17 protein-coding genes are annotated in these 21,373 nt (G+C 42.8%); 10 read left to right on the forward strand and 7 right to left on the reverse strand.

What is annotated here, in order from left to right:
• Positions 1-78: 78 nt before the first annotated feature.
• The 7 genes from porN to BUC10_RS06605 all read right to left on the reverse strand — a co-directional run bounded on the left by porN (position 79) and on the right by BUC10_RS06605 (position 9,905).
• Positions 79-981: a type IX secretion system ring subunit PorN/GldN gene (gene porN, locus BUC10_RS06575; RefSeq protein WP_073177593.1), complete on the reverse strand. Its 903-nt coding sequence runs from the start codon at positions 979-981 to the stop codon at positions 79-81.
• A gap of 20 nt (positions 982-1,001) precedes the next feature.
• On the reverse strand, positions 1,002-2,573 hold the full coding sequence (gene porM / locus BUC10_RS06580) for a type IX secretion system motor protein PorM/GldM (protein WP_073177596.1): 1,572 nt from the start codon (positions 2,571-2,573) through the stop codon (positions 1,002-1,004).
• 64 nt (positions 2,574-2,637) lie between these two features.
• Positions 2,638-3,288: a type IX secretion system motor protein PorL/GldL gene (gene porL / locus BUC10_RS06585; RefSeq protein WP_073177598.1), complete on the reverse strand. Its 651-nt coding sequence runs from the start codon at positions 3,286-3,288 to the stop codon at positions 2,638-2,640.
• A gap of 78 nt (positions 3,289-3,366) precedes the next feature.
• Positions 3,367-4,755: a T9SS ring complex lipoprotein PorK/GldK gene (gene porK / locus BUC10_RS06590; RefSeq protein ID WP_073177601.1), complete on the reverse strand. Its 1,389-nt coding sequence runs from the start codon at positions 4,753-4,755 to the stop codon at positions 3,367-3,369.
• A 121-nt stretch (positions 4,756-4,876) separates the two neighbouring features.
• Complete coding sequence (locus BUC10_RS06595) at positions 4,877-6,034, reverse strand: formimidoylglutamase (protein WP_073178834.1); 1,158 nt, start codon at positions 6,032-6,034, stop codon at positions 4,877-4,879.
• A 1-nt stretch (position 6,035) separates the two neighbouring features.
• On the reverse strand, positions 6,036-8,525 hold the full coding sequence (gene topA, locus BUC10_RS06600) for a type I DNA topoisomerase (protein ID WP_073177604.1): 2,490 nt from the start codon (positions 8,523-8,525) through the stop codon (positions 6,036-6,038).
• A 120-nt stretch (positions 8,526-8,645) separates the two neighbouring features.
• Entirely contained in the window at positions 8,646-9,905 is a 1,260-nt protein-coding gene (locus BUC10_RS06605; RefSeq protein WP_073177606.1) for an LVIVD repeat-containing protein, read from the reverse strand.
• A 189-nt stretch (positions 9,906-10,094) separates the two neighbouring features.
• Between BUC10_RS06605 and BUC10_RS06610 the strand changes: the two genes are divergently transcribed.
• The 10 genes from BUC10_RS06610 (at position 10,095) to BUC10_RS06655 (ending at position 21,350) form a co-directional block, all read left to right on the forward strand.
• Complete coding sequence (locus BUC10_RS06610) at positions 10,095-11,009, forward strand: hydroxypyruvate isomerase family protein (RefSeq protein WP_073177609.1); 915 nt, start codon at positions 10,095-10,097, stop codon at positions 11,007-11,009.
• A gap of 86 nt (positions 11,010-11,095) precedes the next feature.
• Positions 11,096-12,559 (forward strand): tRNA (N6-isopentenyl adenosine(37)-C2)-methylthiotransferase MiaB, encoded by a 1,464-nt coding sequence (gene miaB, locus BUC10_RS06615; RefSeq protein WP_073177611.1) that lies wholly within the window; start codon positions 11,096-11,098, stop codon positions 12,557-12,559.
• The gene (locus tag BUC10_RS06620) at positions 12,559-13,830 is read left to right on the forward strand and encodes a sigma-54 interaction domain-containing protein (RefSeq protein ID WP_073177614.1); all 1,272 of its coding nucleotides are present in this window, start codon (positions 12,559-12,561) and stop codon (positions 13,828-13,830) included. The genes miaB and BUC10_RS06620 overlap by 1 nt, the downstream gene beginning before the upstream one ends.
• Positions 13,831-13,868: 38 nt before the next feature.
• Complete coding sequence (locus tag BUC10_RS06625) at positions 13,869-14,387, forward strand: LptE family protein (RefSeq protein WP_073177617.1); 519 nt, start codon at positions 13,869-13,871, stop codon at positions 14,385-14,387.
• A gap of 3 nt (positions 14,388-14,390) precedes the next feature.
• Positions 14,391-15,272, forward strand: a complete 882-nt coding sequence (locus BUC10_RS06630) for a hypothetical protein (protein WP_073177619.1) — start codon at positions 14,391-14,393, stop codon at positions 15,270-15,272.
• Between the two features lie 9 nt (positions 15,273-15,281).
• Complete coding sequence (gene secG, locus BUC10_RS06635) at positions 15,282-15,650, forward strand: preprotein translocase subunit SecG (RefSeq protein WP_073177621.1); 369 nt, start codon at positions 15,282-15,284, stop codon at positions 15,648-15,650.
• Positions 15,651-15,796: 146 nt separating this feature from the next.
• Positions 15,797-16,075: a co-chaperone GroES gene (locus tag BUC10_RS06640; RefSeq protein WP_073177623.1), complete on the forward strand. Its 279-nt coding sequence runs from the start codon at positions 15,797-15,799 to the stop codon at positions 16,073-16,075.
• Positions 16,076-16,096: 21 nt separating this feature from the next.
• Positions 16,097-17,731, forward strand: coding sequence for a chaperonin GroEL (gene groL / locus BUC10_RS06645; RefSeq protein WP_073177625.1), 1,635 nt, complete (start codon positions 16,097-16,099; stop codon positions 17,729-17,731).
• A 163-nt stretch (positions 17,732-17,894) separates the two neighbouring features.
• Positions 17,895-19,100, forward strand: coding sequence for a glycoside hydrolase family 18 protein (locus BUC10_RS06650; protein ID WP_073177627.1), 1,206 nt, complete (start codon positions 17,895-17,897; stop codon positions 19,098-19,100).
• Positions 19,101-19,118: 18 nt separating this feature from the next.
• Positions 19,119-21,350 (forward strand): DUF4838 domain-containing protein, encoded by a 2,232-nt coding sequence (locus BUC10_RS06655; protein ID WP_073177630.1) that lies wholly within the window; start codon positions 19,119-19,121, stop codon positions 21,348-21,350.
• Positions 21,351-21,373: the final 23 nt, after the last annotated feature.

The following is a 21,373-nucleotide window of genomic DNA, read 5'->3' on the forward strand; positions in this document are numbered from 1 at the left end:
TTTGGGCATCCAGATTAAAATCGGGATTAATTCGTACAGCAACCTTTTTCGCTTATCGGCTCAAAGGTTGGGACTCATTTAATACGCCCACATGTCTTGTTCCCTGTCGCGGATGACTTCTTTGATTCGTTTGGCTTCCAACAACTGGAACAGCGCATTGTCAAAAATGTAATCATCTATCTCACGGTCACCATGGACATTGTCCTCCTTATAGATCACCCCGTTGAAACGTCTTGCGTTCAACAGCATGTCATAGGAAATGGGACGTGCAGAGTTACGTTGGTTGTAGACTTTGGCATCGTGCAACACCTGACGTGCAGCTGGATACCATACCCAGAACAATTCTACCTTGTTCTCTCCCGGGTCTACAGATTCGTCGTCAATAAAGTTAACGTCCGGAGCTACCGGGGCAATCCCCAGCAGACGGTACTTTAACTCACCTTGACGCTTATCAAAATACCACATCCCTTTTATGCGATACTCTTCAATATCGGCTGCAGAAAGGTCTCTTTGGTTAATAAATTCCGCAGAAATCTGCTCTCCAGCATTCAATTGTTCGTATCCAAGGTCGGTAGTATCTACCTTGCTCAATGTGGCGGTCAAATCCTCAAACTTTCGCTTTTCAGTGAAGTAAGAGTCCGTGTATACCTCAGTCAGTTTACCATTTTGGATGTTTTTCATCATCACGTGGTACAATGACCTTCTGTCCGCTCCAATACCAATGGTATCGGTTGGGTAGTACAACGGAAAGTTGACACGCTCGTCCAGGTCGATCACCTCCCACACAGTCTTGGACCAAAGAATGTCCCTGTCATCAACATAACCATAATCCAGGGGGGCGTCGTTATCCTGTTCTATTTGAGCTTCGGTCTTCTTACCAATATCCTGGGGCAATTTGGCATTCAATACGTTTGCCTGTGCCATTATGGATAGGGGCAATAAGCCCAACGCTCCAATTACTAATGCATTTTTCCAATTCATGATTATACTTCTATACTTTATTAGTTTGTAAGCTCAACAACAACAGGGGATACCTTTTTCAACTTGTAGGTCCTGTTATTGGTGATATACGCTTTAATATCGAATATCTGAACGGCATCACCACGCTTAGCTCTTTTCAAAGCAGACTTGGCTCTTCCATCCAATTTGTTACCGTTTACGTTGATGGTAGGCTGACCAGGAACTTTGAACTTAAATCCGCTAACTGCAAGGTTCAAGTCAAAATCAAAGTCTTCCAACATAGCGCCAACCGTAGAAATCTCAAGGTTTCTTCTTGGCATCTTAACGCTACCAGCCTCTCCACGTACAGTACCACCTGGTCTTGGGATATCTTTGATCCTAAACTCAGACTTGGTAGAGATTCCCTTACCATCTGGCAACGTACCGGAAGCGGTAATGGTAACCGTTCTACCTGTACCAGGATTCATAATATAGTTACTACCGCTTCTTCTGGTAAGACCAGCAGCGGAAGCACGTACTTTATTATCCGGGATACCGGGAATGGAGATGGTCATTGGGTTAGCAACACCACGGTATACAACATTCATTTTATCAGCAGAGATTACAGCAGCATTTGGCTTGGTAATGGTAGCAAAAGTGTTGTTTACTTCTACCGGGATTTCCTCACCGTCCTGCATAAAGAACATTGTACCTGAGATTGTGTGATCACCAGCTGCACCGGCACTGATCAACAATTTTATACCACCTTGTTCCAAAACATAATCTTTGTCTGCAGCCAGGTTTCTACCGTCCAACTTCAACTCGGCCCTTACAGGCTTGGAAGAGTTATCCGTTTTACTGATGATGATTTTACCATCGTACTTTTCGCCAGTGTAAAAAGCAGTTTTGGAAGCTGATAAGGAAGTTGCAAAGTTCTTCAAGGAAACAGCTTCAGTTAAGTTACCTTCCAAAAGTCCTTTCAATACTTCTTGCTCTGTTGACATAACATCTGCCTGCAACTGGGTCACTTTGGTTAAAGAAGCTACCAATGGGTAACCCTCAAAGTGGTAGTTCATCCAATCTACTTTGACCCCATCTCTTTGTCTTTCAACCTTACCGTTCGCATCACCGGTTTCAAAACGGGTTTGAACAGCGCCTTTGATTTCAGACATGTTTTCTGGAAGTGCAGCAGATATTTTTTCCCTATAATTGGTCACGTGATCCAAAAACTTTTGACCTTCGGGTTTTAGATTATCGCCTTGAAAAAATAGGTTGTCCAAGAAATCGGACTTGTCCATAACAACATAGTTATTGGGGTCCTCCTGATCGGCCAACATGCCTTTTTTCAACTCCTCCAAGTATTCATAATACTCTTGGGATAATTTTTGTACTTCTTGAGCCTTTTCATACAAAGGACCGTACTTTATTGCATCTTCAGATGCTTTGGTCCCAAGACCTTCAAAGTAGGCCAAATTGTTAGCTTCGGCTTTTTCGTTTGAAGTCTCCAGCTTAGCATTCATCAAACCGAATGCAGCGAGAACCTCCTTACTCATATTTAATGCCAACATCGCGATGAAGATCAAGTACATAAGGTTGATCATCTTCTGACGTGGGGTTTCTTTTCCTGATGCCATGTTATTTTCTAATTAGAATTAATAATTAATTTGATTTGGGTTTGGTATTAAATCAAATCCCTAATTAGTTTTTGGCCATGGCAGAAAGCATACCACCATATACTCCGTTCAAGGAAGATAGGTTTGTTGCCAAAGATTCCATTTGCTCTTTTAATGCACCAGCATTCTGTACTACTTCCTCATTGATGGAAGCCTGACGGCTAGCGCTTTCCAATTGTACTTTGTACAAGCTGTTCAAAGACTCCATCTGAGCGGCAGCATGAGACAACTCTTCAGAGTACTTCTTCGTGTGCTGGATAGCATCTGTTGTAGGAGCAATACCTTTGGCAGCGCCTTCAAAATTCTTGATGCTTTCACCCAAGCTAGAGAACAATTCAGAATCGATGTTCGCCTCTTTAAGCAAATCATCCAATTTTCTGGAAAGAAGACCTTCAGCTTCTTTAGCTTGCTTAGCGTCATTCTTGTTTCCTTTGGTCTGACCATTTGTCAATTCTGGATAAACCAAAGACCAATCATATTCGTCGTCTACTGGTTCAAATGCACTGATCGCAAAAATTAATGCTTCAGTAATAAGTCCGATAGCAAGTAATATTCCACCGTTCAGTGGTCCGAACTCCCAGTGGAGGATCTTAAATAGTGCACCAATAATTACTACTGATGCTCCAAGCCCGTAGGCCATGTTAAACAGTTTTTTTGTTGATTTTGACTGTGCCATAATTCTAGTTTTAATTAAGTTATATAAATAAGTATTTGGTTACTTTACTGGTTTATATATACTGTTCTCTTATTTTTTTTATCTACCTGAAGGTAATCCGTTTCTTCCGTTTGTGGAATCTTCCTCACCCATATAATCCTGGACGGTTCTGAATCCGATATAACTTCTGGCGGAATCTTGGTATTCATAATCACGTGTACTTACCTGCAAGAAATAAGCAACATCTTTCCAAGATCCTCCACGAATCACTTTTCTTTTATTCTGTCCGGAACCAATGTTTGGGTTCATAGTGGACAGGTATTCATAGGCCCCTTGATCAAAGCTGGAACTGGTCCACTCCGCTACGTTTCCGGCCATATTATAAAGGTTGTATTCGTTTGGCTCGTAAGACTTTGCCTCCACCGTATAAAGGGCCGCATCAGCTGCGTAATCCCCACGTTGTGGCTTAAAGTTGGCCATGAAACAACCGGTATCACTTATGACATAGGGACCACCCCAAGGATAGGTTCCTCCTTCGATTCCACCACGGGCAGCATATTCCCATTCTGCCTCGGTTGGCAGCCTAAACTGGTTCACAAATTGCTTTCCTCGTGATTTTTGGTCGTCATTCTTAAATTTGGTCCTCCAAGAGCAAAATGCCTTGGCTTGCTGCCAGTTTACACCAACTACTGGGTAGTCACTGTAAGCATCGTGCCAAAAATAATCATTGTGCATAGGCTCATTATAGGAGTACTCAAAATCCTTGATCCAAACAGTTGTATCTGGATAGATCTCCAATTCTTCCTGCTTGATAAAGTCTTTTCTTCTGCCAGACTTGGCGCGGGCTGCAGCCTCAATGTCCATCCAGTTGTACTTATACTTAAACTGGGTAACATCCAAAGTTCTCAACCCATTATAGCTTTCCTCTTCTGGAAGATATAATGAATCCATCACCTCAGCGTAGTACTCATCCGGATACTCAGAGGTATCCCATACCAAATCCGCATCGGTGTTCAATGCCCTACCTTCATACCCCGTCTCTCCGAGACCGGCGTAGTTGTCCAACATGTATTTTTCGTAAACGGAAATTCTGGTCGTATCTGTATCCTTAAAGGCATACTCCCCAATTCCCTCATCTTCCGGGCCAATACCCAATTCATCGGCCAAGATGGCCAACTTGGTTCTTGTAATGGAATCCTTTACCCACTCCACAAACTGTCGGTACTCACTATTGGTGATTTCCGTATCATCCATATAAAAGGAACGTACGGTCACTGTTCTTGTAGGAGCGTTCAACACTTTTGCCTGATCCTCTTCAGCTTTACCCATTACGAAGGAGCCGCGGGGAATCAGTTCCATTCCGTAGGGTTTCTCTGGATACCATTTTTTTCCTTTGGCTCCAACTAGTTCACCTTTTGACTTTGAATTTGAACCGCAACTGGCGAGCAAAAAAACAAGTGCTATAGATGAAAAGAATAGCTTTCTCATACTTTAGGTTAAATTTTCGATTTAAGATTATAAACTGTGCAACACAAATTCATTATTCTTCAAAACTGATTTTTGAATAAATTATTGTGTAAAAACAGTTAATGCTCAAAATTTAATTTGTTCAGTTAAAGCCCTTTCTGTAGGCCTTGAACCACCTTTCGGGGATGTTCTGGTTGCAAGCATCCAAATAGTCCTCCTCGGTGCAAGGTAATAACGCCACTGAATTTGTTTTAGTATGTTCCGGCAAAATTGATGGCACCTCTACCCACCAACGCTCGGTAACATGACTTTTATAGAAGATAAGTTCCTCGGTGTCCGTTGGCACCGTAAACTTGGTAAAGTCCTCACTCTTGGAACTTGGAAATTCCGTAATCCTAAAACTTATACCCTCAATAAAGTACCAGATAATTTGGGCAATCATTTGAAATGCCTGTGCAGAGTTTTCACCTTCATAGATTCCAAAGAGAGACACCTTATCACTCATACCGGCATAGCGGGCAATAGCGCAGATTTCCCTTCCGGTGAAACCATTGGGCGAAAAGTTTTTATAAAGTCCCATTTCACTCGCGCGAATGGCCCTAAGGTCCAAACTTACAATATGGGAGCTTCGCAATATGGGTTCTGCCAACGAAATGTTTGCAGCAATGTCCCCTAAACGATAGGCATCAAAAAAGAGTCGCTCCATCAGGTCAATTTCCTCTTGCGCGTTAAAATAACTTTGATACCCAATGTTTGAAAAGTTGAAAAGGTTATTGGGTTTATCGGTAATTATTCGACTCATATAAGAATGCGATGAAATAAGTTCCTCGTCCTCCCCAAAATCGAACCTACTATCTATGGATACCAGATTGACCATGTTCCGGATATTATCGAAAGCTCTATAGGTAGGAAAGGTGATATCTTGGGTAGCACCTATAATAATAGGTATAATGTTTTCCTCCAACAGTCCGGCCACTACTTCCTTAACCACAAAGTAAGTGTCCTCCACGGTCTCTCCTTCCTCAACGTTTCCGATATCAAGAATGGTGGAATTCCAATTGCCCATCATAAGACGGTACAACTGAATGCGAATCTCATCAACATTTAATCGTTCCGGTTTTTTCTCAAAAGCATTTCTGGATTCATTCACCGCAAAAATAGCTGCAGTGGCATTGGCAAATACGGGCATTCCTTTTTTTTCGGTATGCTTGTGGATGTTTTTCCCCAGGGCCTGGGGCGGTAGTAGTTCTGAGTAAGCCAGCACCTTATCACTGACGGGAACCAAAAAATCGAATGCCATTTTACTTTTTCGCTTTTGTCTTGGCTTTTGTTTTCTTTTTAGGCGTCTTTTTTTCCAATAGGGCTTGGGCCTCTTCCAAAGTAACCTTGCTTGCGTCAACATCTTTGGACAGCTCCACCTTAATCCTGCCCTTAATAATATTATGTCTTCCCCATCTTGCCTTTTCTATACGAATTTTCTCTTCGGGCCACTCTTGAACCAATTTTTCAGCCTCTTTGATTTTCTTGGCCTCGATCAATTCAACTATATCCGTTTGCGATAGGTTGTCAAAATCGTATTTCTTATTAACGTTGATGAACATCCCGTCCCACTTGATAAATGGTCCAAAACGCCCAACGCCTTTGGTGACTTCTTTATCCTCGTAAGTAGCAATTGGGGCATCTGCCTTTTGCTTGGCCTTGATCAATTCAATGGCGCGGTCCATATCCACATCAAAAGCACTTTCTCCCTTATCCAAGGAAATAAACTTTTTCCCAAATCGGACATAGGGACCAAAGCGTCCCACATTGGCCTCCACCTCTTCCCCTTCATAGGTGCCCAGTTTTCTGGGAAGCTCAAAGAGGTCCATGGCCTCCTCAAAGGTAATAGTAGAAATAGATTGCTCCGGCAATAGGCTTGCAAACAGAGGTTTTTCTTCCTCATCCACGGTTCCGATCTGCACCATAGGCCCAAAACGACCCAATCTGGCAGCTACCTGCCTACCCGATTTAGGATCCGTGCCTAAAACACGTTCACCACTTGCACGCTCAGCATTTTCCTCAACGTCTTGGACATTAGGATGGAAATCCTTGTAGAATTCTTCCATCATCTTTTGCCAATCTTCCTCTCCTGCAGCGATCTCATCAAAGTTCTCCTCGACCTTGGCCGTGAAATTGTAATCCAAAATGGTAGTGAAATGACTGACCAAAAAATCGTTCACGATCATTCCAATATCGGTGGGGACCAATTTTCCTTTGTCGGAACCCACCATTTCGCTCAATGATTTTTCCGCCAGTTGTCCGGCTTCCAATATCAGTTGGGCATATTTTCGTTCTGTACCCTCTACGGAACCTTTTTCCACATAACCCCTGTTCTGAATAGTCGAAATTGTTGGGGCGTAGGTAGATGGTCTTCCAATTCCCAGCTCTTCCAATTTCTTTACCAAAGAGGCTTCGGTATATCTATAGGGTGGTCTAGTAAACCTTTCCGTAGCTGTAATAAAATTATTGAGGAGTGCTTCCCCAATGCTCATGGCCGGAAGCATACCCTCTTGTTCCTCGGCGCGATCTTCCTCATCCGTACCTTCCAAATACACCTTAAGGAATCCATCAAACTTCACCACTTCTCCATTGGCGGTAAATTCTTCACTATGGGAATTGGCCTTAATTTTTACGTTCGTGCGCTCCAATTGGGCGTCACTCATCTGTGAGGCTAGGGTCCGTTTCCATATCAATTCATAAAGCTTGGCTTGATCCCGCTCCAAGGATGGGGATTGCAACTTCATATCGGTTGGTCGAATTGCCTCATGTGCTTCTTGAGCCCCTTTGGATTTTCCTGTGTAGTTCCGGGTTTCACTGTAAGACTCCCCAAAGTTTTCCACGATGGCATCTTTTGCCGCATTCAATGCCTCATTGGATAAGTTGACACTGTCCGTCCTCATATAAGTAATTAGACCTGCCTCGTACAAACGCTGTGCTACCTGCATGGTACGACTTACCGAAAAGTATAATTTTCTGGAGGCTTCTTGCTGAAGGGTAGACGTGGTAAAGGGTGGTGCCGGCGATTTTTTGGCCGGCTTTTTATCCAAACTGGCCACTGAAAAATCGGCCCCAATATTTTGCTTTAGGAAGGATTCCGCTGCTTCTTTTGTTGGAAAGGTCTTCCCCAATCGAGCAGCAAACACATTTCCGTTGGCGGTCTTAAACTCCGCCCTAATCCTATAGGATGCCTCAGGATTGAAGACTTCAATTTCCCGTTCCCGTTCCACGATCAAGCGCACCGCAACAGATTGCACCCTGCCCGCGGAAAGTCCTGGTTTAATTTTTTTCCACAGTACTGGCGAAAGCTGGTATCCCACCAATCTGTCCAGCACCCGTCTAGCCTGTTGGGCATTCACCAAATCGTAATTGATCTCCCTCGGGTTTTCAATGGCTTTTTGGATGGCCGATTTGGTAATAGAGTTGAACACGATTCTTTTGGTCCTGCTCTTGTCCAATTTTAAGGCCTCGGCCAAATGCCATGAAATGGCCTCCCCTTCACGGTCTTCATCACTGGCCAACCATATGGTTTCCGCTTTTTGGGCCAGCTCCTTCAATTTTTTTACAAGGGCCTTTTTCTCTTTATCAACGGTATATTTAGGCTTAAATCCATTTTCTACATCTACACCAAGTTCTTTGGAAGGTAGGTCCGCAATGTGACCAAAACTGGATTCAACTTGAAAGTCCTTTCCTAGAAAACGCTCAATGGTCTTAGCTTTCGCAGGGGACTCGACAATAACTAAATTCTTTGGCATGCAACGGGGTTTAGAGGTAACAAAAGTATATCAATTTTTCGATTTTGGATTTTTTGTCAAATTCATTGCAAAAAAATATCCCGCTAAAAACGGGATATTTCTCATACTTATTGTTCCAACTTAATCCAAGCCTATCTGGCTCATAAGCTTGATTTCATCTTCCAAATACTCATATTGATAAAGCACCCCGTCGCCTACCATAATCAGGTGACTCTCCAAAGGGATTACGTCAAACGTAACAATATCTTTAAAATGGTTTAACGCTACCAGATTCTCAATATCTGTCTTGTCGTAAACCTTAAGTCCTGAGCTACCATCACACACAAAAAGCTTTTCATCCTTAATGCCCAGACCGTAAGGTTCATCCATAGGGTAATCAATTGCGAGCTCAGGCTTCTCAATATTGGAAATGTCCACAATAAAGAGTCCACTTTCCAGAGCACCACAGTTATTCCCTCCCCTTAGGGTCACATAGGCATAATCTCCATCCACCACTACTGGGTCGCAAGCTGTTCCATGTTCAAACTCGGAAACAAAGGTCGGGGTTGCCGGGGACGAAATATCGTAAATGTACATCCCGCGCATACTTCCCAAGAACAGATGGTTACCGCGGTTGAATATGGTTTCTATATCAAATCCGGCATACACATCCTCCAAGTCTTCAGGATTTTCCAGATCGGAAATATCAAACACATTAATATTATGACTGTCCACAGCATACAAATAATCCTCCACAATTTTGAATCTGGCCAGCGAACCTCCTTCACCCGTACCTCCATCATTTGCAGTTTCTGCCAAGGCAAAATCATCAAAAAATATACCTCCGCCATTTCGCAGGGATTCGGCCTCCTCGATCAATCTTCTTTCCGTAACCGTTTCCCACCCTATAAGAATTTCAGTTTCGTAATCGTAGCCTTCATATTCAATAATATCGGCTTCGAAAGGCCAAAAGATGTTGTTGTACAATACGTTTTCCAAACGGTTCACCTGGCTTATGGCATTAATGTCAGAGATATCCAATACCACCAAATCCATCAGGCTATCGGCATATAGGAAATAGTCCTTGACCGAAATATCCACATTACCGGGAATTTTGATAAAGGCAATCTTCACAGGTTGTAGTGGATTGCTGTTGTCTATAACATGGATACCCTGGTATTTGTCGTTGATGAAAATGTAATCTTGATAGCTGTACACTTTTCCAGATTCGTCAATAGGTCTTGGTGCGATAATATCCACGCTGTTGGCAAACTCTTCCTTGCTAATAACCAAGGCTTTTGCTACTTGGTAGTCGGCATAGCCGTCCGGTTCATCGTTATCATCACATGACACCACAGTCAGAGCCACAATTGAAACGATAAGTAGGATTTTCTTTTTCATTCTGTTTAAGTTTTTTGAATTAAATAGCACTATTTAGATTGAATTTATTAAACAAAGTTGCGTGCTTTCTTCTTAAAATATTTTTCCATTGAAAGATGATAAACCATAATTTTATGCAAAAACCAAGATCATCAAAAGAGATTTGGACAAACCAAACTGGCTTTTTTGAATACATCGAATAGGATAAAAATGAAAAGAAGAACCTTTCTGAACACAACAACCATGGCCGGAACCGCTTTGGGAATTTCACCAAAATTGTTTGCCAGCGAACCCTGGACCAATGCTCATAAGTTCAATCTAAAATATGCCCCGCATTTGGGTATGTTCAAAAACATGGCAGGGGAAGACCCCATAGCCCAATTGCATTTTATGGCCGATCAAGGTTTTACCGCCTTTGAGGATAATGAAATGAAAAACAGGCCCATAGAACTTCAAGAACGAATGAAAGACGTTATGGCCAAAAGAGGTTTGCAAATGGGGGTTTTTGTAGCGCATAAGATTTATTGGAAAGAGCCGAATTTGGCCAGTGGCAATGAAAATCTTCGCGAAGAATTCCTTTCGCAGATCAAGGCCTCCGTTGAAGTTGCCAAAAGGGTAAACGCCAAATGGATGACGGTAGTGCCGGGACATGTGGACTTAAGACAAGATATGGGCTACCAGACTGCCCATGTGGTAGAATCCCTAAAAAGGGCTTCGGATATTTTGGAACCCCATGAAATGGTTATGGTTTTGGAACCCCTGAACTTCAGAAATCATCCTGGACTCTTTCTTTCTGAAAGCCCACAAGCTTATGAAATATGCAAAGCAGTGGACTCTCCTTCCTGCAAGATTCTATTTGATATCTATCACCAGCAAATCCAAGAAGGAAACCTAATACCGAACATTGAGGCCTGTTGGGATGAAATCGCCTATTTCCAAATTGGGGACAATCCCGGAAGAAAGGAACCCACTACCGGGGAAATCAACTATAAAAATGTCTTTAAGTTTATCCATGGAAAAGGGTATCACGGTATTTTGGGCATGGAGCATGGAAACTCCATAGAAGGTGCAGCCGGCGAACAGGCCGTAATTGATGCTTATAAGGCTACGGATCAATTCTTATAATCACTTCCACCATTCTTTAATTTTGAGCTGCCAAATTGTCACTAAATGGGAATAAGCATTATCTTTGCTGACCTTAATGACGTATGATGCATTCGAACGAAGGAACAGAAAAAATAATTGACGAAGAGGTTCAGGGCACCACCTTGACCTTGGAAGAAAATAAGGATAACAGCAAGAAGCTTTACATAGAGAGCTATGGCTGTCAAATGAATTTTTCCGATAGTGAAATTGTAGCCTCCATTCTGGCGAAGGAGGGCTTTAATACCACCCAAGATATGGCTGAGGCCGATTTGGTCTTGGTAAATACCTGCTCAATTCGGGAAAAAGCAGAGCTAACGGTTCGTAAACGACTGGAGAAATTCAACGCCGTAAAAAAAACCAATCCCGGAATGAAAGTTGGCGTTCTTGGCTGTATGGCAGAACGGCTGAAGAGCAAGTTTCTTGAAGAGGAAAAAATTGTGGATATGGTTGTGGGACCGGATGCCTACAAAGATCTACCCAACCTTATTCAAGAAATAGATGAGGGCAGAAATGCAGTGAATGTAATTCTCTCCAAAGACGAAACCTATGGAGATGTCGCCCCTGTGCGATTGAACTCAAATGGGGTCACTGCTTTTGTATCCATCACTCGGGGATGCGACAATATGTGCACCTTCTGTGTAGTTCCTTTCACAAGGGGAAGGGAGCGTAGCCGAGACCCACAATCCATCTTGGAAGAGGTAAACGACCTTTGGGAAAGAGGGTTTAAGGAAATCACATTATTGGGACAAAACGTGGATAGCTACCTCTGGTATGGCGGTGGACTCAAAAAAGATTTCGAAAAAGCGACCGAGATGCAAAAAGCCACCTCTGTGAATTTTGCCAAGCTTTTGGAAATGACAGCCATGGCACAACCCAAAATGAGGATTCGTTTCTCCACCTCCAATCCGCAAGACATGACCTTGGATGTAATTGAGACCATGGCCAAGCATAGAAATATTTGCAACTACATCCACCTACCTGTGCAGAGTGGAAGCAACAGGATTCTGAAGGCCATGAACCGCTTGCACACCCGGGAGGAATATTTTGAGCTTATCGATAACATCAAAAAAATAATTCCTGACTGCGCTATAAGCCAGGATATGATTACTGGTTTTCCTACGGAAACGGAAGAGGATCACCAGGATACCCTAAGCCTAATGGAGTATGTGAAATACGATTTTGGATTTATGTTCGCTTACTCTGAGCGACCGGGCACCCTTGCCGAACGAAAATTGGATGATGACATTCCAGAAGAGACAAAAAAACGGAGGCTTCGCGACATTATTGACCTTCAACAAAAACACAGTCTTTACCGAACCCAACAGCATATGGGGCAAGTAGAAGAAGTACTGATTGAAGGTTTTTCAAAAAAATCTGATGCACATTGGATGGGCAGGAATTCCCAAAACACTGTCGTAGTCTTCCCAAAGGAAAATTACAAGGTCGGGGACTTTGTGAATGTAAAAATCAATGAATGCACCTCGGCCACCCTAATCGGTGAGGCCGTTGGTTTAAGTGAATACAATTAATGGAATCAATACAATCCATAAAACAACGCTTTGAACTTATCGGTAACGATGTCAAGCTCAACCGGGCCTTGGAAAAGGCCATTCAAGTGGCACCTACGGATATTTCTGTTTTGGTGACCGGGGAAAGTGGCGTGGGAAAGGAAGCGATTCCCAAAATTATACACTCCTTGTCGCATCGCAAGCATGCAAAATATATTGCGGTAAACTGCGGCGCTATCCCTGAAGGGACCATAGACAGTGAACTTTTTGGTCACGAAAAGGGAGCCTTTACCGGGGCAACGCAAACCAGAAGTGGATATTTTGAGGTTGCAGATGGTGGTACTATTTTTTTGGATGAAGTAGGTGAATTGCCGCTGACCACCCAAGTACGCTTGTTAAGGGTCTTGGAAAATGGAGAGTTTTTAAAAGTGGGATCCTCCCAAGTCCAAAAAACCGATGTGCGAATCGTGGCCGCCACTAACATCAACATGTTCGAGGCCATTAAAAAGGAAAAATTCAGGGAAGACCTTTATTATAGATTGAGTACCGTGGAAATCAATATCCCACCGCTCCGCGAACGCCAAGATGACATTCATCTTTTGTTCAGAAAATTTGCTTCCGATTTTGGTCAGAAATACAAAATGCCCACAATTAGATTGGAGGAAGCCGCAATACAATTACTTTTAAAGTATCGATGGCCAGGAAACATTCGGCAGTTGCGCAACATCGCCGAGCAGGTTTCCGTATTGGAGGAGAACCGAACCATTTCCGCGATGACCTTAAATGGCTATTTACCCAATTCGAGCAATACCAATTTGCCGGCGGTGGTGGAACAGAGCAAAAAAGAGGGCGATTTCAGTAATGAACGAGAAATTCTATACAAGGTCCTATTTGATATGAAGGGAGACCTCAACGATTTGAAAAAACTTACCTTAGAATTACTAAAGAACAACGATACCGAAAAAGTTCAGGAAGAAAACGAAACCTTGATACGAAAAATCTACGGCAACAAGGAGGAAGAGGTTCCACACCATGAGGCCAATGTGGCCGAAGTGCTTCACCTACCGGAACCCACAGTTGAGACCGCCACTCCAGTGAATCAGCCACAGGAAGACCGTTACCATTTTGCAGAAGAAATTGAAGAGGAAGAAACGCTATCTTTACAGGAAAAGGAAATTGAATTGATCAAAAAATCGTTGGAACGAAATCGTGGCAAACGAAAGGCCGCTGCTTCAGAATTGGGTATTTCGGAACGTACTCTATATCGAAAAATAAAACAATACGATCTTTAAATTTCCCATTCCTGAATTTTTGGTTTACAACACAATTAATGAAACATCACAGTATTAAAATCTTATTATTGAGCTTAGCCTTTGTTCTTCAGGGATGCGGAGCGTATAATTTCTCAGGGGCAGATATTGGAACGGCTCAGAGTTTTCAAGTAAGCTTCTTTCAAAACTATGCGGACCAAAGTCCAGGTTCAACCATAGAACCCGGTCTTGACCGGGATTTCACCTTGGCATTACAGGACATGATAAATAACTTGACCAGCCTCTCCCTTACGGGAAGCAATGGGGATTTACTATATGAAGGTGAAATAGTGGAATACAGGGTAACACCGATGACCGCTACCGCCGACCAGTTGACCGCCCAAAACCGGCTCACTATGAGCGTCAACGTTCGATTTTATAACAAAACCAAGGAAGATGCGGATTTTGAAAGGCGATTCTCTTTCTTTTTTGATTTTGACGCGGCCGCTGCCCTTACCTCCATTCAGGCACAGGCCCATGAAGAAATTTTTGAACGGTTGACCCAAGATATTTTTAATGCCTCGTTGGGAAATTGGTAACCTATGAATGTATCGGATTTTATAGAAATTCTTCAAAAATCGGACACTATCCTTTCCCCAAAACAAACTCGGGAATTGGAAGATATCATCGATGAATACCCCTACTTTCAGGCAGCTAGGGCACTCCACCTTAAAGGTTTAAAAAATCTCGATAGCTACAAATACAACAATGCCCTAAAGGTTACCGCAGCACATACGGCCGATCGTGATGTCCTATTCGATCTTATCACCACCCAAGAATTTGTCCAAAACAACATTGCCGATACTTTGGCGGGGAGGGCACCCAAACTTGAGGAAAAGAAAGCCGTTTCGGAAGAAATAGAACCCAGTCCAGAAACCGAAACCTTGTTGGGCGAATCCAAAGAAGCTTTACCGCAAAATATTGAGGATGCGGAGCAAATTCTGAATCCTTCCCTTTTCAAATCCAAAAATACGGACGCAATACCAAAACAGGATGAAGCACCATCTGACCCTAAATCTGACCTAGATCTAGGGAAACCAATCCCGTTTACCAAAAAAGAACGACATTCATTTGCAGAGTGGCTACAGCTCACATCCAAAAGCAGTTCGGATGACTTAGGAAGTACAGCCGAAGTTGAACTTGAAAAAAAGAAAAAGTTTGAACTTTTGGATAAATTCATCGAGAACAAGCCCAAAATTGTTCCCAATGAGGAATCCAATACCAAAGTTAACATCAAAGAGTCCGTAAAAATGGACAAAAGTGAGCTCATGACAGAAACTTTGGCCAAGGTTTATTTGGAGCAAAAAAAGTACAAAAAAGCTATCCAAGCCTTCAAAATATTGAGTTTGAAATATCCGGAAAAAAGTGGTTTCTTTGCAGATCAAATTCGAGCGGTCAAGAAGCTGCAGAAAGAAAAAGATTAAGATAGCATAATGAGTACGTTTACAATTTTTTTGATATTAATCATCGTTGTATGCCTTTTATTGGTCTTGGTTATCATGGTACAGAATCCTAAAGGAGGAGGACTTTCCTCATCTTTTGGTGGAGGTGGAAACCAAGTTGTTGGAGGTGTAAAAAAGACCGGGGACTTTTTGGATAAAAGTACTTGGACACTAGCTACCTTGTTGATTGTTTTGATTCTACTTTCCAATGTATCTTTAAAAGGAAGTTACAGTCAAGCAGATTCTAAACTATTACAGGGCGATGATGTTGAAACAACTGTTCCTGAAACAGTACCCGAACAAGTTCCAGAACAGGTTCCAGCTACTGACAACACTAATCCAGCGGACACCATCAACTAAATTTTGATGACAGCACAAATACAAAATGCCAGCTTAAATGACAAGCTGGCATTTTTGTTTTCATATAATGTCAGTTTTCCCAAAATGGCATAATTTCTGTCCAAAGTTTCCAGAATTTTTAAAACAAATACCTAAAGATTAATAATATGGCTAAAGTTAACATCCAACCATTAGCGGACAGAGTTCTAATAGAACCTGTTGAGGCTGAGACCAAAACCGCCTCAGGCATTATCATTCCCGATACTGCAAAAGAAAAACCCCAAAAAGGAAAAGTAGTAGCTGTAGGCCCTGGAACCAAGGATGAATCCATGACAGTTAAAGTCGGAGATACGGTTCTTTACGGAAAGTATGCAGGTACCGAATTAAAATTGGACGGTGCGGATTACCTAATGATGCGTGAGAGTGACATTTTAGCAATTGTATAATTAAAGAAATCAACTAGAGAAATGGCAAAAGATATTAAGTTCGATATAGAAGCACGCGATGGCCTTAAAAAAGGTGTGGATGCCTTGGCCAATGCAGTAAAAGTTACCTTGGGACCAAAAGGTAGAAACGTGATTATCAATAAATCCTTTGGTGCGCCACAGGTTACCAAGGATGGTGTTACCGTAGCCAAGGAGATTGAATTGGAAGATGCCCTGGAGAACATGGGTGCCCAAATGGTAAAGGAAGTAGCTTCCAAGACCAACGATTTAGCAGGTGATGGAACCACCACAGCAACTGTTTTGGCGCAAGCCATTGTTAAGGAAGGACTTAAAAACGTTGCCGCCGGTGCTAACCCAATGGACCTTAAAAGAGGAATCGACAAGGCAGTGGAGGCTATTGTAGAAAACCTTGCGAAACAATCCAAAAAAGTTGGGGACTCTTCAGAAAAAATCAAGCAGGTAGCAGCTATTTCAGCCAACAACGATGGAACTATTGGCGACCTTATCGCACAAGCTTTTGAAAAAGTGGGCAAAGAAGGTGTTATTACCGTTGAGGAGGCGAAAGGAACCGACACTTATGTTGATGTTGTGGAAGGAATGCAGTTTGACAGAGGCTACCTATCTCCCTACTTCGTGACGGATTCTGAAAAGATGATTGCCGATTTGGAAAACCCATACATCCTATTGTTCGACAAGAAGATTTCTTCCATGAAGGACCTGCTTCCTGTTTTGGAACCTGTTGCCCAATCTGGTAAGCCCCTATTGATCATTGCGGAAGATGTTGATGGAGAGGCTTTGGCCACCTTGGTGGTTAACAAGCTAAGAGGTTCCCTAAAAATTGCTGCGGTTAAGGCTCCAGGTTTTGGAGATAGAAGAAAGGCTATGTTGGAAGACATCGCCATCTTAACCAATGGAACCGTTATTTCTGAAGAAAGAGGATTCTCTTTGGAAAATGCCACATTGGATATGCTGGGCTCTTGCGAACGTATTACAATTGACAAAGACAACACCACTATAGTCAATGGTGCCGGTAATACCAAAAACATCAAAACAAGGGTAAACCAAATCAAAGCCCAGATTGAAACCACCACTTCTGATTATGACAAGGAAAAACTTCAGGAGCGTTTGGCCAAATTGGCCGGTGGAGTTGCCGTACTTTATGTTGGGGCAGCCTCTGAAGTTGAAATGAAGGAAAAGAAAGACCGTGTTGATGATGCACTTCACGCCACAAGAGCTGCCGTTGAAGAAGGTATTGTAGCTGGTGGAGGTGTTGCTTTGGTAAGGGCCAAATCTGTTCTTTCAAAAGTAACTTCTGTTAACGCTGATGAAGAAACTGGATTGCAAATTGTAGCCCGTGCCATCGAGTCTCCATTGCGAACCATTGTGGAAAATGCAGGTGGAGAAGGTTCCGTTGTGGTTGCAAAAGTAATGGACGGCAAGGGTGATTTTGGATACGATGCCAAATCGGATAACTATGTTGAAATGATGAAAGCAGGTATCATCGATCCTAAAAAAGTGACGCGTATTGCTTTGGAAAATGCTGCTTCCGTATCAGGAATGATCCTGACTACCGAATGTTCATTGACCGACATCAAAGAAGATGCTCCAGCTATGCCTCCAATGGGCGGCGGCGGCGGAATGCCCGGTATGATGTAATCCCAAAGGATACAATCCAATAGAAATTAGAACCGCGGTAGTAAACTACCGCGGTTTTTTTTGTTCCAAACCAGCCGTTTGTGCTTTCATCTATGTTCTCGGTCTAATAGTTTTATTTCTGGAGTTCTATTTGATTACATTTTAGGATAAAAAAATCCAAACCATGCAATCCAAATTATTTTATCCCTCACTCCTCTGCGTTTTATCGTTCTGCGTTCTAGGTTCTTGTTCCCCAAAAGAACCTGAGAAAAAAGAAACCATAGCGGTTATGGCCTACTACGTCCCCGAAGAAGACTATAAACCGGAACAATTGCCATTACATCAACTGACCCACATCATTTTTTCCTTCACCAATGTGATTGATGGAGAAATGAAATTTGCACATGAGGAGAATGGTGGAAAATTAAAGCAATTGGTGGACCAACGCGCAAACCATCCAAACTTAAAAGTTATGATAGCTTGTGGCGGATGGGGTGCAGATGGCTTTTCAGATATGTCCCACACGCCTGAAAATCGAAAAAAATTCGTGGAAAGTGTGGTGGCTTTCAATACAAAATACGACTTGGACGGATTGGATATAGATTGGGAATATCCTGCAATTCCAGCTGCCGGAACCGGAGCCCGCCCAGAGGACAAGCAAAATTTCACCTTGCTTATGAAAGAACTTCGAGAAGCCCTTAACACCTTGGATCGTCCACAGATACTAACGTTTGCCTCAGCAGGCTGGAAACCCTATTACAAAAATGTTGAACTACTTGAGGTTATGAAACATGTGGACTACATGAACGTAATGACCTACGACCAAATCGGCTCCACCTCACCTTTCACAGGGCACCATACTGCGCTGGGTCTCATTGAGGAAAAACATGTGCAAGGAACACCCGCATGGGATTATATCGAGAGCAGAAGGGAAGAAATGGAAAAACGTGGTTACAAATACGAACCCAGATCTGCAGAAAAAATTGTAAGCTACTGCATAGACCAGGGTGTAGAACCAAAACAAATCGTAATTGGGGCAGCATTCTATGGAAGGGCTTGGAAGGGTGTCCATCCCAAAAACAACGGACTATACCAACGGAACTCAGGGGCGCATATTGGCTGGAGCACATATCAACAAATCAGAAACGAATTTGAACCTGACCAAGATTATAATCGTTTTTGGGACTCCATTGCCAAGGCGCCCTATTTGTACAACGCCAAGGACAGTATATTTATCAGTTATGACGATACCGTATCGGTCCGAATGAAAACGGAATATGCACGGAACGAAAAACTTGGCGGTATCATGTTTTGGCAATTGGGGAATGACACCAAAGACCCAAACAGTCTTCTAAAGTCCATGTATGAAGCTTCCATAAAGACCAAGTAACTACATAAACCAACCAAAATGAAACTAAAAACCCTGATTGTTCTTTGCATCACGGGCCTCACACTGCTGTCATGTGGCACAGAAAGCCTAACCTTGGTGAAGAATGGAGAAACTGATTATGAAATTGTCCACCTAGACAGTGCTTCTGAGATTGAAAAAAAGTCCACCCAAGTACTTCAAAAATATCTTAAACAAATTAGTGATGTCCAACTGGATATTGTGGCTGAAAGCTCGCAAACGGCTGGAAAGCATAAAATTTATGTAGGGAGTACCAACCAAGAAAGCCTTGCGCTTCACCAAGTGAAAATCCATTCTGAAAACGGCGATCTATTTATAAATGGAGGTTCCGATACTGCGGTACAGAATGCCGTTTACGAGTTTTTGGAAAAGTATTTGGACTGTAAATGGTATGCCCCGGGAGCGGCCAATATCCCAAAAGAACGGAATATTTCGCTTCAACCAATGGATTATAGCTATACTCCCGAAATCACCACGAGGACCGTACATTCCCGCCTATTCTATGAAAACCACGAGTTTGCCGATCAGCAGAAGGTAACCTATGAGGCCTTTCCAACATATGTGCCAACAGCAAGGGTACACACCTTCCATAGGTTTATGCCAGAAGAAACGTTCTACCAGTCACATCCTGAATATTACGCCATGCGGGGCAACAAAAGGTTACCCACCCAATTGTGTTTGACCAATAAAGATGTATTGAAAATCGTTACGGACTCCGTTGCATCCTATTTTAGGAGGTATCCCGAAGCTTCGGTGATTTCGGTAAGTCAGGATGATAACCAACAGTACTGCCAATGCGAAAACTGCCATCGAGTGGATACAGAGGAGGGAAGTCCTGCGGGCACCATGATTCATTTTGTAAATGAGGTTGCCAAGGTATTTCCAGATAAGACCATATCCACTCTGGCCTATCAGCATACCAGAAAACCGCCGAAAATCCGACCCGAGGAAAATGTGTTGATCACCCTTTGCTCCATTGAATGTGACCGAAGTGCTCCAATTGCCCAAAACTGTGAGGATTTTGCCCAGGATTTGGAAGGATGGGGAAAGCTATCGGACAATATTAGAATATGGGACTATACCACCCAATTCACTAATTTTTTGGCCCCCTTCCCCAACCTATATACACTTAAACCCAACATAGAACTGTTCAGGGACAACAATGCCAAATGGATTTTTGAACAACACAGCAATAATCCAAGCGAGCTGTTCGAATTGCGTTCGTACATCACCGCCAAGTTACTTTGGAATCCAGACTTGGACTTTAATGATCTCCTCATAGAGTTCACCGATGGATATTATAAGGAGGCAGGACCTTTTGTGCGAAAGTATGTGACTGCCATCCATGAAGCACTGGCTGAAAATCCAGATTTCTTTCTCTTTCTGTACGGAGATCCCTCCGAAGCATTTGATTCATTTCTAAACCCTGATCTACTAGCGTCCTACACCACACTATTCGATGATGCCGAACAAGCCGTAGCTTCCAAACCAGATGTATTGGCAAGGGTAAAAATGGCCCGAATGAGTATTGACTATGCCACCCTTGAGGCCAGTCGCAAAAATCTAACCAAAAATTACAGCCTTACCGTAACCGATTCGGGAGGAACAGAGTCCATTAATCCGAAAGTTACATTGTTGTTGGACAATTTCAGTAATACTGCAAAAGCCAACAACATCACCCTCATGAACGAAATGGGCTTTACGGTAAACGAGTATGGAGCTAATTATCTTTCAGCATTGGAAACGGCCAAGAAACCCAACAAGGCAAAAGGGAAAAAAGTGGTAAGCTTGACCCAGCCCAAAAAATATGCAAATGAGGATCCGATGGTACTTACCGATGGTGCATTGGGCGGAAGTAGCTTCTATGCCAATTGGCTCGGCTATGAAGGTAATGATATGGAAGTGGTTATAGATTTGGAAAAAGTGCAACCTATCAGTTCCATTTCCATAGCCTTTTTACAAGTCACAAATCATGTGGTTTTTTTCCCTTCCGAAGTCACCTATCTGGGATCTGTGGACAACACCAATTTTACCCCGTTGGGCACCCTCAAAAACCCGCATCCACTGAACAAAAAAAGTAAAGTAAACGATATTCAATACTTTGATTTGGAACTGGAACCTCAACCGGTTCGATACATTAAAGTTAAAGCATTGAACACGCCTACGCCATATTGGCACCATGCAGCCGGTTTGCCCTCGTGGGTCTTTGCCGATGAGATTATCGTAGACTAAAACATTTGGAAAGCCCTTCTTTG

This window comes from Flagellimonas flava (assembly GCF_900129665.1).
Lineage (GTDB): Bacteria > Bacteroidota > Bacteroidia > Flavobacteriales > Flavobacteriaceae > Flagellimonas > Flagellimonas flava.

Coding starts and splice junctions, on each gene's coding strand:
- BUC10_RS06620 (WP_073177614.1), top strand. CDS start 12,559: ATGGAATCAATACAATCCATAAAACAACGCTTTGAACTTATCGGTAAC.
- BUC10_RS06655 (WP_073177630.1), top strand. CDS start 19,119: ATGAAACTAAAAACCCTGATTGTTCTTTGCATCACGGGCCTCACACTG.
- porN (WP_073177593.1), bottom strand. CDS start 981: ATGAATTGGAAAAATGCATTAGTAATTGGAGCGTTGGGCTTATTGCCC.
- porM (WP_073177596.1), bottom strand. CDS start 2,573: ATGGCATCAGGAAAAGAAACCCCACGTCAGAAGATGATCAACCTTATG.
- miaB (WP_073177611.1), top strand. CDS start 11,096: ATGCATTCGAACGAAGGAACAGAAAAAATAATTGACGAAGAGGTTCAG.
- BUC10_RS06640 (WP_073177623.1), top strand. CDS start 15,797: ATGGCTAAAGTTAACATCCAACCATTAGCGGACAGAGTTCTAATAGAA.
- BUC10_RS06605 (WP_073177606.1), bottom strand. CDS start 9,905: ATGAAAAAGAAAATCCTACTTATCGTTTCAATTGTGGCTCTGACTGTG.
- secG (WP_073177621.1), top strand. CDS start 15,282: ATGAGTACGTTTACAATTTTTTTGATATTAATCATCGTTGTATGCCTT.
- porL (WP_073177598.1), bottom strand. CDS start 3,288: ATGGCACAGTCAAAATCAACAAAAAAACTGTTTAACATGGCCTACGGG.
- BUC10_RS06595 (WP_073178834.1), bottom strand. CDS start 6,034: ATGGCATTCGATTTTTTGGTTCCCGTCAGTGATAAGGTGCTGGCTTAC.
- porK (WP_073177601.1), bottom strand. CDS start 4,755: ATGAGAAAGCTATTCTTTTCATCTATAGCACTTGTTTTTTTGCTCGCC.
- topA (WP_073177604.1), bottom strand. CDS start 8,525: ATGCCAAAGAATTTAGTTATTGTCGAGTCCCCTGCGAAAGCTAAGACC.
- BUC10_RS06625 (WP_073177617.1), top strand. CDS start 13,869: ATGAAACATCACAGTATTAAAATCTTATTATTGAGCTTAGCCTTTGTT.
- groL (WP_073177625.1), top strand. CDS start 16,097: ATGGCAAAAGATATTAAGTTCGATATAGAAGCACGCGATGGCCTTAAA.
- BUC10_RS06610 (WP_073177609.1), top strand. CDS start 10,095: ATGAAAAGAAGAACCTTTCTGAACACAACAACCATGGCCGGAACCGCT.
- BUC10_RS06650 (WP_073177627.1), top strand. CDS start 17,895: ATGCAATCCAAATTATTTTATCCCTCACTCCTCTGCGTTTTATCGTTC.
- BUC10_RS06630 (WP_073177619.1), top strand. CDS start 14,391: ATGAATGTATCGGATTTTATAGAAATTCTTCAAAAATCGGACACTATC.